The organism is Candidatus Cardinium sp. cByotN1, assembly GCF_022810525.1.
GTDB lineage: Bacteria > Bacteroidota > Bacteroidia > Cytophagales > Amoebophilaceae > Cardinium.
This window is the reverse complement of the sequence record NZ_JAACGG010000007.1, coordinates 1-15299: the sequence shown is the minus strand read 5'-3', so window position 1 is coordinate 15299 and position 15299 is coordinate 1. Positions and strand designations below refer to the sequence as shown.

Below are 15299 nucleotides of genomic sequence, written 5' to 3'. Positions count from 1 at the left end.
GCGCTTGATTTTTTGGTTACTTTTTTATCAAGAAAAAAGTAACAACAAAAATTCATTTTCTACTAATTGCGCCAACGCAAACCAAAGAGTTGCTAAATACAATCGAAGAAAAACCACAGTGGTGAACGGATACTGCAAATGAATGCTCAAAAATGTCTATTATCCGACACTACCCTCTAAAGTCAGTGCCAAGAGTTTTTGAGCTTCTACAGCAAACTCCATAGGTAACTGATTAAGCACCTCTTTGCAGTAGCCATTGACAATAAGTGCAATGGCATTTTCATGATCAATACCACGTTGATTGCAATAAAATAGCTGGTCTTCACTAATTTTAGAAGTAGTAGCTTCATGTGCTACCTTGCCAGTTGGGTTGTTTACTTCTATATAAGGGAAAGTATGCGCACCACAATTATTACCGATTAACAAAGAGTCGCACTGAGAAAAATTAGTTGCATGAGCAGCTTTAGGTGCTAGTTTAACCAAGCCTCTATAACTATTATTGGATGAACCAGCTGCAATCCCTTTGGCTACAATACGACTCTTGGTATGTTTACCTAAGTGAATCATTTTTGTTCCTGTATCTGCTTGCTGTTTGTTCTTGGTGACTGCTACAGAGTAGAATTCGCCTACTGAATGGTCTCCCATTAAAATGCAGCTAGGATACTTCCAAGTAATAGCTGAGCCTGTTTCGACTTGTGTCCAGGAAATTTTAGCATGCGCGCCTGCACAAAGGCCTCGCTTGGTTACAAAATTATAGACACCACCTACCCCATCTTTATTACCTGGATACCAATTTTGTACAGTAGAATATTTTACATGAGCTGCTTTTTCAGCATAAATCTCTACTACAGCGGCATGTAATTGGTGCTCATCGCGCATAGGGGCCGTACAGCCTTCTAAATAGCTAACATAGGCATCTTCTTCTGCTATAATTAAAGTTCGTTCAAATTGGCCCGTGTTGGTGGCATTGATACGAAAATAGGTAGAAAGCTCCATAGGACAATGAACCCCTTTGGGAATATAACAAAAAGATCCATCGCTAAATACAGCAGTATTCAGGGTCGCAAAGTAGTTGTCAGTCATAGGGACTACTTTACCTAAATACTTTTGAACCAAATCAGGGTACTTTTGAACGGCTTCACTAAAAGAACAAAAAATAATACCTAACTTATTTAACGTCTCTTTAAAGGTAGTGGCCACAGAAACACTATCTAATACTACATCCATGGCTACACCAGTTAGCCTTTTTTGCTCTTCTAATGAAATACCTAAGCGATTGAAAGTAGCTAAAAGCTCTGGATCAGCTTCTTCTAAACTGTTTAATGCTACTTTTTGTTTAGGGGCAGCATAATAAATAATATTTTGATAATTTATAGGCGGGTAGACAACCTTGGCCCAAGTAGGCTCTTTTAATTTGGATAAGTGATCAAAAGCCTCTAAACGCCTTTGTAGCAACCAATCTGGTTCTTTTTTTTTCTCAGCAATTAAGCGAATGGTCGCTTCTGTTAACCCTTTTGGAATTGAATCTACAGGAATATTGCTTTCAAAACCATATTGATAATCAGATGCATCAATAATATCTCGTATAGCTTGTGCTTCTTGTGGCATAAATTTCTCTAGACTAGATAAATTATATTGTTATAGGTGCCGAGCTCATGGCATTGGATTATGTCTCTTCTGCTGGTTCCATATATTGTAAGGCTTGTTGAGCAGCCATTTGTTCGGCACATTTTTTAGTCCTACCCGTCCCTTCTCCCATAACTTTTTGATTGATAAGGACCTGAGCGGTAAATTCTTTATAATAATCATATTGCTTCTCTTCCAGAATCCTAAACACTACTTGAAGATGGTTTTTATGAGCCCATTGAATAATTTTACTCTTAAAGTTAGTATCATGTGCTATCAGCTCTTTTAAGCTTACATAATTGACTATCAGACGATCAATAACAAATTTTTGACAGCGTTCATAACCATGATCTAAGTAAACAGCACCAATAAGCGCTTCTAATGCATTGCCATAAATAAACTTATGGCCACTTCGTTTTACTAGATTCGTATCATAATGCAAGAACTTATCTAAATGAATTTTACGTGCCAACCCATTTAAGGAATCCCTGTTGACCAATCTTGAACGTATATCTGTTAAAAAACCTTCTTCTTTTAAAGGATATTTCTTGAATAGATAGCCTGCAACAATGGCAGATAATATAGCATCTCCCAGAAATTCAAGACGTTCATTGGAAGTGTATCCTTCCTCTATGGAACTATGCTGAAGGGCTACTTTATACAACGCAAGATTTGAAGGGATCATGCCAGTAACTGTTCTTACGAAAGAGGCTAACTGCTGGGTAGTACGATCTTTCTTGATAAAAAAGTGTTGCAGTAAACTTAGAAACCTTCCCATTTCTTGAAGATAATAGAAACATTATGGCCACCAAAGCCAAACGCATTGTTTTGAGCAAATAAGATAGATCTTTTTTCTGGCTTATTCAAGGTTAGATTAATTCGTGAATCAATGGCCTCATCTAATACCTTATGGTTAATAGTTGGCGGAACTAGTTGATGCACTAATGCTAAAATAGTGGCAATAGACTCTATAGCACCTGCTGCACCCAACAAATGCCCCGTCATTGACTTAGTCGAGCTAATATTAAGCCTATAAGCATGAGCGCCAAATACCTCTTGAATAGCCTGAATCTCATTGATATCACCTAATGGTGTACTGGTTCCATGGGCATTAATGTAATCTATACAATCGGGTAAAAGACCAGCACTAGCTAGCGCACGTTGCAATGCTAACATGACGCCTCCTTTATCTGGTGCGGTAATATGATAAGCGTCTGCAGACATGCCTACTCCTACTACTTCAGCGTAAATTTTAGCATTTCTTTTTTGAGCATGGGCATAAGACTCAAGTATTAAGGCACCTGCACCCTCCCCCATCACAAAACCATCTCGTGTCTTATCAAAAGGGCGAGAAGCGGTTAAATAGTCTTCATTACGGGTAGAGAGCGCTTTTAATGCATTAAATCCAGCAATCCCTACTTGAATAATAGGTGCTTCTGAGCCACCGGCTAACACTACATCTGCATCGCCTAATTTAATCAACTGAAAAGCAGTTATTATAGCGTTTACTGCAGAAGCACATGCAGATACTGTAGAAAAATTAGGTCCTTTAAATCCATACTTAATTGACAAGTAACCAGCAGGAATATCTGGTATAATTTTAGGGATAAAAAAAGGATTGATTTTAGGATCCATATTATTACCCGCAAGCGCCAAAACAGTTGCTTCTGTAGTACCTAAGCCACCTATACCAGAACCCCATATAACGCCTACACGTTCTTTATCTACTAGAGAAGTGAGTAAGGCAGCATCCTGAATAGCTTCATCTCCAGCCACCATAGCATACTGGGTAAATGGATCCATTCGCCTGATATCTCTTGCATCAAGGTAGTTATGCGGATCATACCCTTTTAGGCTACAAGCAAACTTAGTTTTATGCTTAGCAGGATCAAATCTATGGATAGGCTCTGCACCACTTTGCCCAGATACAAGACCATTCCAATAGGCTTTTATATCATTACCAATTGGCGTGAGAGCGCCTAATCCTGTAATGACTACTCTTGTGGGTAACATAGAAAAGCAATAAGGTATAATTAAGAACAACCCTTGGCTAAGCCCCCGGTTTGACTAAGACTTCTACCAAATAATCTACCACACTACCTACAGTTTGTAAGTTGGTAGCCTCATCATCCTTGATTTGCATATCAAATACTTTTTCAAACTCCATAACCAACTCTACTTGGTCAAGAGAATCAGCACCTAAGTCATTTGCGAAATGGGCTGTAGTTACTACCTCTTCAGCTGAAACATTCAGCTTCTCAACAACAATAGCTACTACTTTAGCGAAAATATCTTCCCTAGTCATCGAATTAACTATTTTATGTTTTGATTGAATTGAATTGAATTATTGTCTTACTAGGCAATTACCGAATGCCCATTTTTATACGCTCTGCCTTCCAACTAGCCAACCTTTGATCTGCCTGCTCTTGTGTGATAGCTCCCTTCATAACACCTACTTGCAGGTGCTTTTTAAGCATAACACCTTGCTTGGATAAAAGGTTTTTAACCGTATCAGTAGGTTGTGCACCCTGAAAAAGCCATTTTAATGCACTTACTTCATTAAGTTTAACGGTTGCAGGAGCTGTATTGGGATTATAGTTCCCAATTTTTTCTATAAAACGGCCATCTCTTGGCGATCTGGCATCCGCTACAACAATGTCATACTCTGCTAGATGTTTTCTACCGCATCTAGCTAATCTTATTTTTACAGCCATAGTATTTTTAGCAAATCTCGTTTGCAAGTAGTTAATGGATTATTTTTTTTTGTTAGGCAAACACATATCAAACAGATATAAGACTAAACCTCACCCACGGAAACAATAGAGCGCATGTTTTTCTTTTTGTTAAAGATAACTAGCCCATTTGTTAAGGCAAATAAAGTATGGTCCCTACCTAGGCCAACATTCTTACCAGGATAATAACGGGTACCCCTTTGCCTGACAATGATATGGCCAGCTTTTACAGCTTCTCCGCCATATTTTTTTATGCCGAGTCGCTTACTTTCTGAATCTCTTCCGTTACGGGAGCTACCAGCTCCCTTCTTATGTGCCATGGTATTATATTACTTTACAATATCTTCAATAACAATCCTCGTGTGATCTTGACGATGCCCTCGTTTTACTTTATAACCATTCCGTCTTTTTTTCTTAAAAACGATAATTTTATTTGCCTTAGTATGTGCTAATACTTTAGCTTTAATGGTTACCCCATTCAAGGTAGGTGTACCAACCATTATCGTTCCGACTTCGTCATCTAATAGTAAAACTTTATCAAGGGTGAGCAAAGTACCTACTTCACCTTGCAATTTAGGGGTGTAAAGCCACTGCTCTTTAGAAACTTTAAATTGCTTCCCAGCTATTTCTACAATTGCATACATATGTTTTTATAATCTAAAGAATAATTATCTTTTCTAGAAATAGAAAAAATAAATTTTAACAAAACTAAGCTTTTTTCTATAAAATAAAAAATAGACTTCTTGCCAAACCTACTTTTGATGAACTATTTTTAGAAGAAGCGCAGTGACGCACTGCAACATAATGCATGTATTTTAGAAGCATAGATCAGTTTCGACATCAAAAATGGCATTAGAAGTAGGTTTGGCAAAAGGTATAATGATTGGCCGATATTAGATTGTTTACTGCATTTGTTTATGTTGCGGAATTTGTTTACGTATTTTATTTTTTCGGTTTATTGCCATGATACAGTGTACCGTTATCATGACTAGGCCATTCATTAACATACAAGGAATTTTTATTTTACTTTTTTCTTGATAAAAAAATAAGCAAAAAGCGGTATAAAAAAGCTTTTGGCACCAGTTCCCTAAACCTATACATTATAGGTATTATGGCCACCGATAAGCCAGGTTCCCTACTAATCATCCATTCAAAAAATGCAATTTTATTTAATAATCAGTTAAATATAATCATTAAGTTGACGCCATTGCCTGAACAGATACAAAGCTTTATCCTAAACCGTAATGTTCTGTTAATATGATCGCGGTTTTCTTAATTTTTATGCTCTACTTTTTCAATTACTTGCTTCCAAGAGAACGTGTCATTAACAATGATACCTTGCATATTCTTATATGAACTTGTTCTATCAATTTGCTTAGGACTATCATCTACTAATATAACATTACAGTCTTTTTGCATGCCATTTAATTGATCTAGCTTTATTGATATGATCATATTTAATCGTTTCGTTATTTGGATAAAAACTGCCTATTATAGGTATATTGTCTATTTGATTTTCATTCAATCCTAATTCTTTTAATACTACCTTTATTGCAAAAGGATGGTTTCCAAGGGTGGTAATGGCAATTTTATGTCCTTTTGTTAATAAACAATCTATTAGATCTCTTAACTCTTGAGGCTTACGTAATGTAAGCGCTTTACTATCTAATAAAGATCTAGTTATAGATAATAACTCTTTTTTATTATAGTTTTCACAACTGATATCTGGATTATCTGATTCTATTTTACCTTTATACATAAACCATATACCACGCTTATTTGTATGCGGGGTATCATCATACAACATAGCATATGCATTTTCATTTACTATAGTTCCATCAAAATCCAGACATACTAATACTGCATCTTCTTTGGTATTCGGAACGTTGGTTCCAACTGGATTTAAATTACATGTATCCGAATTAGCCACAAGATTATTTTTATATTGACTATTAGACACATTTATACTATTAGAACATCTCAATACATTACAGGATGTAATAAGCGGTAAAATAACTGAATATTTTTTGGCAATAAATTTTTTAATAAAAATAAAGTATCTGTTCATGAGACTGGTAAAAAATGAATTTTGTAAAGCTATTTTTTTATCAAGAAAAAAGTAAGAGAAAAACATTTATAATCAAATAAAAAAAATAAATAATTACTTAAGTTGACGCCATTGAGTGAATGGATACAAAAAAACTAGCTTGAAAGATACTTCTATTTACCAGTTTCGTAAATAGGCACATAGATACACTACCCTTTAGGTACTTTTTATACCTTCGTAATAATGATCTACCAGTAAATTCGTATGGCTACTAGCTACAGCAAGCTGATCGCAACGTTCATTCTCATAATGGCCAGCATGGCCTTTAATCCAACAAAAATGAACTGTATGTTTTTGATAGACTATCCAAAAACGCTTCCATAGATCAGGGTTTTTTTTACCCTTAAAATCTATTTTTAGCCAATTTTTTAGCCAGCCTTTTTCGATGGCATCTACTACATATTTCGAATCAGAATAGATGGTAACTTCTTGTGCTGTTTGCTTGAGCGCTTCTAAACCTATGATAACAGCTAATAGCTCCATTCGGTTATTGGTTGTTTTTCTATAACCTTGCGCCAGTTCTTTTGTAGAACCATTGTGCTTTACAATAACACCATATCCACCTGGCCCAGGGTTACCTCTAGCCGCACCATCTGTATACATAGTAATCATTCAAAATAAGTAAAAGTCTTAGCCTATTAAAAAGTAAAATCGATACCTGTTAGATCCCATTTTTCTGTCAAATTGATATCTTTTTCATAAAAGAATACGGGGTTGGGTTCAATATTTTTTAGTATATCACCAGGTGACCACTCCTCTTCTCCTTGGTTAAGCACTAATAGACGCATCTTATAAGAACCAGGAGGCACCATTGTAAATTTATAACTTTTCTTATTCCGGATGGTATCTACGATTTGATCTTTATCATTGAGTAGTTCAATGATGAAATGGGCATTAGTCGTCTCTATTTTCCCTGAAATGGTACCTGTTTCTTCTTTATTTCTAAGGACATAGCTCTGCGTAATCTTTTTATGGGTTGATTGATCAAATGCCGTACAAGCACCCGGTTCTACCTGTAGCGTAATCATCTGCTTGATAACCTTACTTTTCTTTTCGCTGTCTTGCTCTTGTGTGGAAAATTGCATGATCTCTTGTGGTGTGAACTGTTTTCGTATGGTAAGCTTAGTTTTATCTCCATTCCATTCTAGTTCATCTTCCTTAAGAGCCAGTTTCTGTTGATTTTTGCCTTCGAAATAGATGAGTGCTTCTTTAAATGTTTTAATCGGCTTGTTAAATACAATGGATTCGGTGAAATGAGGCAGTATAGAAGGTAGCACACGTGGCGATAGACTATAGCTTAGACTTTTTTGAGTATGCTCTGATTTACCTTCCTTGAAGCTAATAGTTATACTTTCTTCTAACGCTATATGTAAGGCATCCTGGGCTCTTAGTTTAATTTTAAAAGTATCTCCCTCTAGCAGACCAAAAGTATTGTAAACCGTAATGGTGTTAGGAACGCTCTTGGAGTGCAAACTATATAGCTGTGGTTTCCCCTTTGCGCCTACCGTTTCAAGGGGTGTAAGTTCATATTTGGCTATGGGTTTGTTAAAGACTATTTCAAAAAGCCCTTTTTGGGGCATGCCCCGCAGTAGCTTCAGGTCACGTACATCAGCTGCTACAAGCGAGAGTACAATATCTTGAGAATCATTTAAATCGATAGGATTCTTAAAAAATCCATATTTATCTTTTTCGTAATCAATTTTACAAGTTTTATTTTTTCCAGTAGTGGCCCGTATATAATACTGGCCCATCCGTATGCAACTTATAGCAAAATTACCCTCTTGATCAGCGGTAGTATAATAATCTGGCATACCTTTTTCCTGCCATTCTTTCGGATCTCGCGTATCACTATATAGGTATACGCTCACATCTCCTACAGGTTTATTGGTTAATAGTTCTTTAATTTTTCCCTTAAGGGTAATGGGATCTATAAAAGAGCCGGTACTAAACGTTAAAACCTCACCACTGGCCTGAGTACCCTCATGGGTATCTTTAATCGCTTTATTAAAGTGGATAGAATAAGTAGTATCCTCTTTTAATGGGGTATTTAATTTCAGTTCTAGCGTTTTACCATTTACGGTATAGCTATAAGGCTGTTTATTTTTTGGTGTATCCAAATTAGGCATGATAACCAAGTTATCGTATATGTTTACAACAGCAATATCTTTATTAAAAGTCAATCGAATTTTTGTACCCTTGACATTCAAGGCACCGTTTTCTGGGAAGGAACGAACGAGTATAAGCGGGGTTTGATCAGGTGGGCCACCTTCTGGGTCTTGTACCGCAACACAGGAAATAATAGGAATCAGCAGTAAAAAGCCTTGTTTGACCAGCCGTAAAAGGGTGGAAATGAATGTAAGCATCAGTAAGCATCAGTAAGATATAAGTGGAGAATGGGGGATTCGAACCCCCGACCTTCTCGATGCCATCGAGACACTCTAGCCAACTGAGCTAATTCCCCTAAAAAAAATATACAATGCAACGATACCATTATTTTTTATATAAACCAAGTACAACTTACTTTTTTAGCTGTAAAAGTAGTGATTTTATACTGGTTGTACTAGCTAAATGGTGTGTTATTTCAGACATATGGATGCGATATTGTCTCATAGAATCTCGTTCACGTATGGTAACCGTTTCATCTTCTAAAGTTTGGTAATCAATAGTAATTGAATAAGGCGTACCAATAAGATCTTGTCGAGCATACCGTTTACCAATCGATGGAGTTGCCTCATAAATAAGCGGGAAGTCATATTTAAGTTGGTCAAATAGTGTTAAGGCTTTTTCGGCTAATCCATCCTTGTTTACCAATGGGAAAATAGCTGATTTAATCGGTGCTAGTGGTGGCGGAAGTTTCAAATAGGTTCTGCTTGTAGTGCGCTCTTCATTTACTGGATTATTTTCTTTGGTTAAAGCGTTGCTTAACAACATTAAAACCAATCGATCAAGCCCTACAGAAGTCTCTATGACATAGGGTATATAACTCTTTTTTAAATCAGGGTCAAAGTATTGTAATTTCTTTTTAGCATAATGTTGATGGCTGGTTAAATCAAAATCTGTTCTAGAATGAATTCCCTCTACCTCTTTGTATCCAAATGGAAATGCATACTCAATGTCAACCGCAGCGGTTGCATAATGGGCCAGTTGCTTATGCGGATATATGTTAATCTTTTCTTGCTCAATACCTAAACTGCTATACCAATTTTTACGATTTTCTTGCCAATAGTCGAACCAGCACTTTTCTGTTCCAGGTTGGATAAAAAACTGCATTTCCATTTGTTCAAACTCACGCATACGAAAGGTAAATTGACGCGCTACAATTTCATTGCGAAAGGCTTTTCCCACTTGGGCGATTCCAAAAGGAATTTTCATCCGTGCTGTTTTTTGCACATTCAAAAAGTTGACAAAAATACCTTGTGCCGTTTCTGGTCGTAAATAAATAGTTGTCGCATCATTTTGTGCACCAACTTGTGTGGAAAACATAAGATTAAATTGACGCACAGGAGTCCAATCCGCTGTCTTAGACAGCGGACATACAATACCAAATTGTTGCAACAATTCATCTAAACCAGGTAAATCACCTGCTGCTAAACAGCGCTCCATAGCTTCCATTAAGCCTTTTGACTGGTTAGACTTACCTTGGGAAACCAATTGCATGGCATGTTCCTCTATCAGTAGGTCTACACGATAGCGCTTTTTAGAGTCTTTATTGTCTACCATTGGGTCACTAAAGCCATCTATGTGGCCAGAAGCTTTCCAGGTAGTAGGGTGCATCATAATGGCTGAATCAATCCCTACAATGTTTTGATGCAACTGGGTCATGCTTTGCCACCAAAAGTTTTGCAAGTTACGCTTTAAGGCTACGCCATAAGGGCCATAATCATAAATAGACTGTAGCCCATCATAAATTTCACTGGATGGATAGATAAAACCATAGCGCTGTGCATGGGCAATTAATTCTTTAAAGGTATGATCTGAGCTATATAAAAGCGCATCTGTAGTAGACATTTATCTTAATTGGGTTATGGTTTCAAGATTTATAGAAAGCTAGTTTGTACAATGGGCATTGGAATAGACTTTGTTGTTGTAGTCCAAAGCTAATAATTTTTTTTTAAATTAAATTTAAATACTATAGGCTTCCTGCAAAACTCGCTTATGGTGAGGAATTTGTATTGTAGGAGAGACGGAGCACAAAACTGGAGCTTACTAGGTGTACGCGAGGATTTAAGCACCGGCTCGGCGGGTTGTTTTCGTTCACGACATTGGTAAAAAATGAATTTTTAAAGCTACTTTTTTCAAAGGGCGCGTTTTTTTCTAGCATAAGCCATAGTGGTGAACGCAAACCTGTAAGGGGCGCTTTCTGATCGCAGCTTTTTACAAAGAGCGTTTTTTGCCTACGCTGCCATACGGCTGAATGGATACAATCAATTTTTGGTTTTTTTACTAAGCAAAGCAATTATATTGTCATTTTTTGCTTCATCCAAAGCAGTGGCACCATACTGATTTGTGATATTGTCATCAATATTGTTGTCTAATAGTAATTGTACAATTTCTTTTAAACCCCTGCGAACTACTAGATGCAAAACAGTATCCCCTTCTTTGTCCTTTAAGTTAAGATTAGCTCCTTTGCCTATTAAGTATTGAGTGATATCATATCTATTTTCTAGTTTGCTATCTTTTACTACAAGCATCAATAGAGTCGATTCATACTCATCATTAGCTTTTGCATCTATTTTTAAACCTTTATCAAGCAAATAGCCTATCTTTTCTTCCGAAAAGTGATTCTTTTCAAGATATTTCAAGATGTCTTCATCTAAGACGTTAGGGTGCTTTACCAAGTCTAATGGAGTTATAGATTTATTAAAAGCATCTTGTAGTAATGGTATCATTTCATCATATGTTACATAATCAAGAGCAGTTTTTTTGCTTTTATCTTGTATATGTACTTTTGCTTTGTGTGCTAGTAATACTTTGAGAGGACCCATGTTATTGTTACGTGCTGCATACATTAATGGGGTTTTTCCTTTAATATCTTGTGCATCGATCACTGCTCCTTTCTTTATTAAAAATTCCACAACATCTGAATTCGTCTTAATTGCTGCATACATTAATGGAGTTTCACCCTGGTTATTTCCTAGATTCACATCTACTGGTACTCTTGCCTCCATAAATATTTTTAAGTAATCATCACCAGACGCTAATGTTGTTAATAATGGAGTCCACCCCACATTATTTTTTGCATTTACATCTGCTCCTTTTTTTATTAAAAATGGGACAAGACCTTGATTAAAATTTAGTGCATAGAATAATAGAGTCTTCCCTGCAGAGTCCTTTGCATCTATACTTAGACGCTTACTAAGCCAATACTCTACCCTTTCTTGCGAAAAATAATGATCCTTGCATTGAAGGTCGCTGATGATCTCTTGACTTAAATTCATAGAAATGTTTACGAGTTCTTGTGCTAATTTTGTATAATTCTTGTCATTTGCGAGGTTCAGAGGCGTTTTGTTATTATTATTTTTGACGTTTAAGTTAATGTCTAATAGTTCCACTAAAAACTTCACTACACTTACATGGTCGTTGTATACTGCTAGATGTAAGGGGGTATTGTTGGCGTTATTTTGGCTATTTACGTCTGCCTTAGCTTCTACAAGCGCTTCTACAACACCTAGATGACCTTTGTCTGCTGCCACATGCAAGGCAGTATCTCCGTCTTTATCTTGCGCATTTACATCAATATTAGCATCCTTTAAGAGGAGTTCTTGCACTACCTCTGGATGCCCCGCTCTAGCTGCTAGATGCAAGACAGTATTTCTATCTTCATTTTGTACATTTAGATTAATCTTCTCCTTATTTATTAGTAGTTTAGCTACCTTTGTACGTCCCTTCATAGTCGCTATATGCAATGCAGTATTTCCCTCTTTATTTTGTGCATTTATATCAATCTTAATCTGCTTATTGTTTAAGATTTCTTTAACTACCTCTGTATGCCCCTCTCTAGCTGCCACATGCAAGACAGTATTTCCATCTTCATTTTGGCTATTTAGATCAATACCTTGTTGTCTTTCTAAGAAAGCCTTAACTGTATCTAGATAGCCCTTTGATGCGGCTAGCCGGAGTAAATAGTTATGATTTTCACTATTAAAATTAGGTTGATTTTTTAAAATCAATCGTGTTACGCCTCCATCATCCTTATTAACTGCCCAGTCCAGAAGATTATTATAATGAGTATAACCTGGGACACTTAAGTCAATATTTGATACTTCAAGCAAGAGATGAGCTATTTGTTTTTGACCTGCTTTTAATGCTAAAAAGAGAGGCGTTTCTTTCTTGTTATTTTGTGCATTTATATTAACCTTATTAACCTTAATCTTCTCCTTATTTATTAGTTTTTTGACTACCTCTGTGTACCCATATTCAACTGCCACATGCAAGGCAGTATCTCCTGTCTCTGGAAGCGTATATGCAACATCTAGCTCGTTATGTCTAGGGTGCTGTAATAAAGCCAGCGCTATATCCGGTTTTTTACACTGCAGTGCATAGAAAAGTGAAGGTGGTGCGTCCCCTGTATCATTAATGTTAGTGCTTTGTGAATTAATTAAAGCAAGAACTAATGACTTATGCCCTCTGCTTATATATAGACCAAGTGGTGTTAGCTTGGCTACTTGATCCAGTGTTTTATCTAAGTCAGAGCTTGATTCTACCTTTTTATCTGTAGATTCTGAAGGCTTTTTTTGTGAATCCATTGCTTGGCGCGTTGGTAGTGCTCTTCTCATACAAGAAAAAAAAATGCTCAGGCTTAATAGCGCGCTAAATAGGGTTACAATATAATTTAGATACCTTTTCATAGTATTTGATGTTTAATAGAACAGAGAAGGTCATCAATAATTTGGATAAAAATGATAGGATTTATATCACAAAAAAAGTAAATATAATTCCAAGATAAAAAGGTACTTTTTAATGTTACTTTTTGCTTTTTTGGGCTCTGCTACAGTGCTGAATAAATACACGAAGCTAGCTCTATGGAACAATGTTTAGGTTATTAAAATCAGGTGCTTAGCATGTTGAACTTGCATTAACGGCTTGTTCAGTTAAAAAGGTTACCACTTCTGGTTTATCATTTGCTTGCTCCGATTTGCTTATTAGATGTAGCAGATTGCATCCATTTTGATCCGTTGCATCTTTATATAGACCATGTTCCCAGGCATATTTGATACTGTCTATTGAGAAGCCTTGCTCTTTCAAATATGTCAATATTGCCTCAGTTATGCGCCTAGGGTCCTCAACAGTGAATGGTACTTTTGTTTTGTTACTAACTGGTGCTTCTGTTGAGTTACTACTAACAAATTTTTCATTGTCTGTCGGATCTGTAATGGGTGGTACTGGTTCAGTAGTTGTATGATTAATAGGGATAAGGGGAGGAGCAGGAGATGGCCCCAGACCTATTGGATTTGCTCCATGCCCAACGTCAGCATGATGATAAATAACATACCAGCCTACAATGGGACAAAGCACTAAAGTTAGTGCGGCTGTCACATAAAAAACCTTAGCCCATGGGGAGCTCCTATTCCATAATCTTTGGGATCTTTGATGGAATCTTTGGAGCTTAGCAGTGATAGAAAACCCTAGCTCTTTCCTTGTATGTACATTTACACAAGCAGATAAGGTATTTAAAATTAATAGTCCAGCGAGCAGACCTGCTCTGTAGCGTGTATAGGTTTTCATAGCATTGATCTTTAAATAAATAATAGTATAATCGTAACCAAACAGGGTGCTGCCAATGTATGTCCTATAGCCTATCATATTGTTCTACTCTATCTGCTTAATTTCAGATAAAATACAACCTTAATTAAGCGCCATCGAACGGAGCAACCTCTTAACTTATCTATAATTAGGTTTATCTACAATTTTAATTTTTATTAATTAGCCTACTACTATTAATAAAAAAAAATAAAGATACTTGCAAAAAATAATGGTATTTAGAAATCACAATACTTGTAAAGATGTAAAAGATAGATAGATTCGGGCTTAAATGCTTTTGTATGATCCATCACTTTTTAAATATTTTTGGAAGCAAAAAACTTTACACATCAATTTATATAGTAAACAAATACCAGCTTTCATAGGAATAACCAACTTCGATCAAATTAACAAGCTAGTTAATTGGTCTGTTGTAGAAAAAGAACTTCGATTATATTATCCTAAAGGTTTACGTTTATCAGGCAAGCCGGCCTATAGTCCCCTGCTTTTGTTTAAAATGCTCTTGCTGCAGACGTGGTACTCTCTTAGCGATTACCAAGTCGAATAAGAAGTAAATGATCGTATCACTTTTAGGAGGTTTTGTGGTATTTATATGGATAGTCCTGTTCCAGGCCATAGTTTATTAAGCAGGTTTAGGACTGCTCTTACTCAAAAAAAAGCGCTAGAAAGGTTATTGAAAATAATTAATAATCAGCTATCTGATCATGGTGTATTGGTCCGAAATGGCTCAGCAGCTGTTGATGCTTCTATTACCCCTACTCCTAGACGCTCTAAAGGTAAAAAAAGCTATGATCTGGATAAAAACGGCACTATAACCACAGTTGAAAGCTATCAAAAAGGGGTAGACCAAGAAGCAAGCTGGGTAAGAAAGGCCATAATCTCTACTTTGGCTATAAACGACTCGTACCTGTTCAAGTCAGTGGCAAATAAGATGTTTTTTGCTTACTTTTTTCTTGATAAAAAAGTAAGCAAAAAATCAAGCGCTGATGAAAAAAGTGGCTGAAAGCTTAGTTTACTGTTGGAAAAACAGGAGCCTACCTGCAATCCCTCCCGGCAACTGTTTTTCTTTTCAT

13 protein-coding genes, 1 tRNA gene and 1 pseudogene are annotated in these 15299 nt (G+C 36.4%); 1 reads left to right on the top strand and 14 read right to left on the bottom strand.

What is annotated here, in order from left to right; genetic code table 11:
• Window positions 1-159 precede the first annotated feature (159 nt).
• The 14 genes from sufB to MUW73_RS00305 all read right to left on the bottom strand — a co-directional run bounded on the left by sufB (window position 160) and on the right by MUW73_RS00305 (window position 14190).
• Window positions 160-1608, bottom strand: coding sequence for a Fe-S cluster assembly protein SufB (sufB, locus tag MUW73_RS00370; RefSeq protein WP_243018228.1), 1449 nt, complete (start codon window positions 1606-1608; stop codon window positions 160-162).
• Between the two features lie 58 nt (window positions 1609-1666).
• The gene (gene rnc, locus MUW73_RS00365) at window positions 1667-2311 is read right to left on the bottom strand and encodes a ribonuclease III (RefSeq protein ID WP_243018227.1); all 645 of its coding nucleotides are present in this window, start codon (window positions 2309-2311) and stop codon (window positions 1667-1669) included.
• 77 nt (window positions 2312-2388) lie between these two features.
• Window positions 2389-3639 carry a beta-ketoacyl-ACP synthase II gene (gene fabF, locus MUW73_RS00360; protein ID WP_243018226.1) on the bottom strand — a complete coding sequence of 417 codons (1251 nt, stop codon included), beginning with the start codon at window positions 3637-3639 and terminating at the stop codon, window positions 2389-2391.
• A gap of 37 nt (window positions 3640-3676) precedes the next feature.
• Window positions 3677-3931: an acyl carrier protein gene (gene acpP, locus MUW73_RS00355; protein ID WP_243018225.1), complete on the bottom strand. Its 255-nt coding sequence runs from the start codon at window positions 3929-3931 to the stop codon at window positions 3677-3679.
• Window positions 3932-3989: 58 nt separating this feature from the next.
• The gene (gene rpsP, locus MUW73_RS00350; RefSeq protein ID WP_306668676.1) at window positions 3990-4340 is read right to left on the bottom strand and encodes a 30S ribosomal protein S16; all 351 of its coding nucleotides are present in this window, start codon (window positions 4338-4340) and stop codon (window positions 3990-3992) included.
• Window positions 4341-4423: 83 nt separating this feature from the next.
• Window positions 4424-4678 carry a 50S ribosomal protein L27 gene (gene rpmA, locus MUW73_RS00345; RefSeq protein ID WP_243018224.1) on the bottom strand — a complete coding sequence of 85 codons (255 nt, stop codon included), beginning with the start codon at window positions 4676-4678 and terminating at the stop codon, window positions 4424-4426.
• A 9-nt stretch (window positions 4679-4687) separates the two neighbouring features.
• Window positions 4688-5002, bottom strand: coding sequence for a 50S ribosomal protein L21 (rplU, locus tag MUW73_RS00340; protein ID WP_243018223.1), 315 nt, complete (start codon window positions 5000-5002; stop codon window positions 4688-4690).
• Window positions 5003-5760: 758 nt separating this feature from the next.
• The gene (locus tag MUW73_RS00335; protein WP_243575134.1) at window positions 5761-6318 is read right to left on the bottom strand and encodes an HAD family hydrolase; all 558 of its coding nucleotides are present in this window, start codon (window positions 6316-6318) and stop codon (window positions 5761-5763) included.
• A gap of 303 nt (window positions 6319-6621) precedes the next feature.
• Window positions 6622-7077 (bottom strand): ribonuclease HI, encoded by a 456-nt coding sequence (gene rnhA / locus MUW73_RS00330; RefSeq protein WP_243018221.1) that lies wholly within the window; start codon window positions 7075-7077, stop codon window positions 6622-6624.
• 26 nt (window positions 7078-7103) lie between these two features.
• On the bottom strand, window positions 7104-8828 hold the full coding sequence (locus MUW73_RS00325; protein ID WP_243575133.1) for an Ig-like domain-containing protein: 1725 nt from the start codon (window positions 8826-8828) through the stop codon (window positions 7104-7106).
• Between the two features lie 24 nt (window positions 8829-8852).
• Window positions 8853-8926 (bottom strand) — tRNA-Ala (locus MUW73_RS00320).
• A 56-nt stretch (window positions 8927-8982) separates the two neighbouring features.
• Window positions 8983-10473, bottom strand: a complete 1491-nt coding sequence (locus tag MUW73_RS00315; RefSeq protein ID WP_243018219.1) for a glycine--tRNA ligase — start codon at window positions 10471-10473, stop codon at window positions 8983-8985.
• Between the two features lie 416 nt (window positions 10474-10889).
• The gene (locus MUW73_RS00310; RefSeq protein WP_243018703.1) at window positions 10890-13313 is read right to left on the bottom strand and encodes an ankyrin repeat domain-containing protein; all 2424 of its coding nucleotides are present in this window, start codon (window positions 13311-13313) and stop codon (window positions 10890-10892) included.
• Between the two features lie 208 nt (window positions 13314-13521).
• Window positions 13522-14190 (bottom strand): hypothetical protein, encoded by a 669-nt coding sequence (locus tag MUW73_RS00305; RefSeq protein ID WP_243018704.1) that lies wholly within the window; start codon window positions 14188-14190, stop codon window positions 13522-13524.
• Window positions 14191-14587: 397 nt separating this feature from the next.
• Here MUW73_RS00305 and MUW73_RS00300 point away from each other — a divergent pair.
• Window positions 14588-15141 (top strand): annotated as a pseudogene (locus MUW73_RS00300) (transposase); the annotation flags it as partial.
• Window positions 15142-15299: the final 158 nt, after the last annotated feature.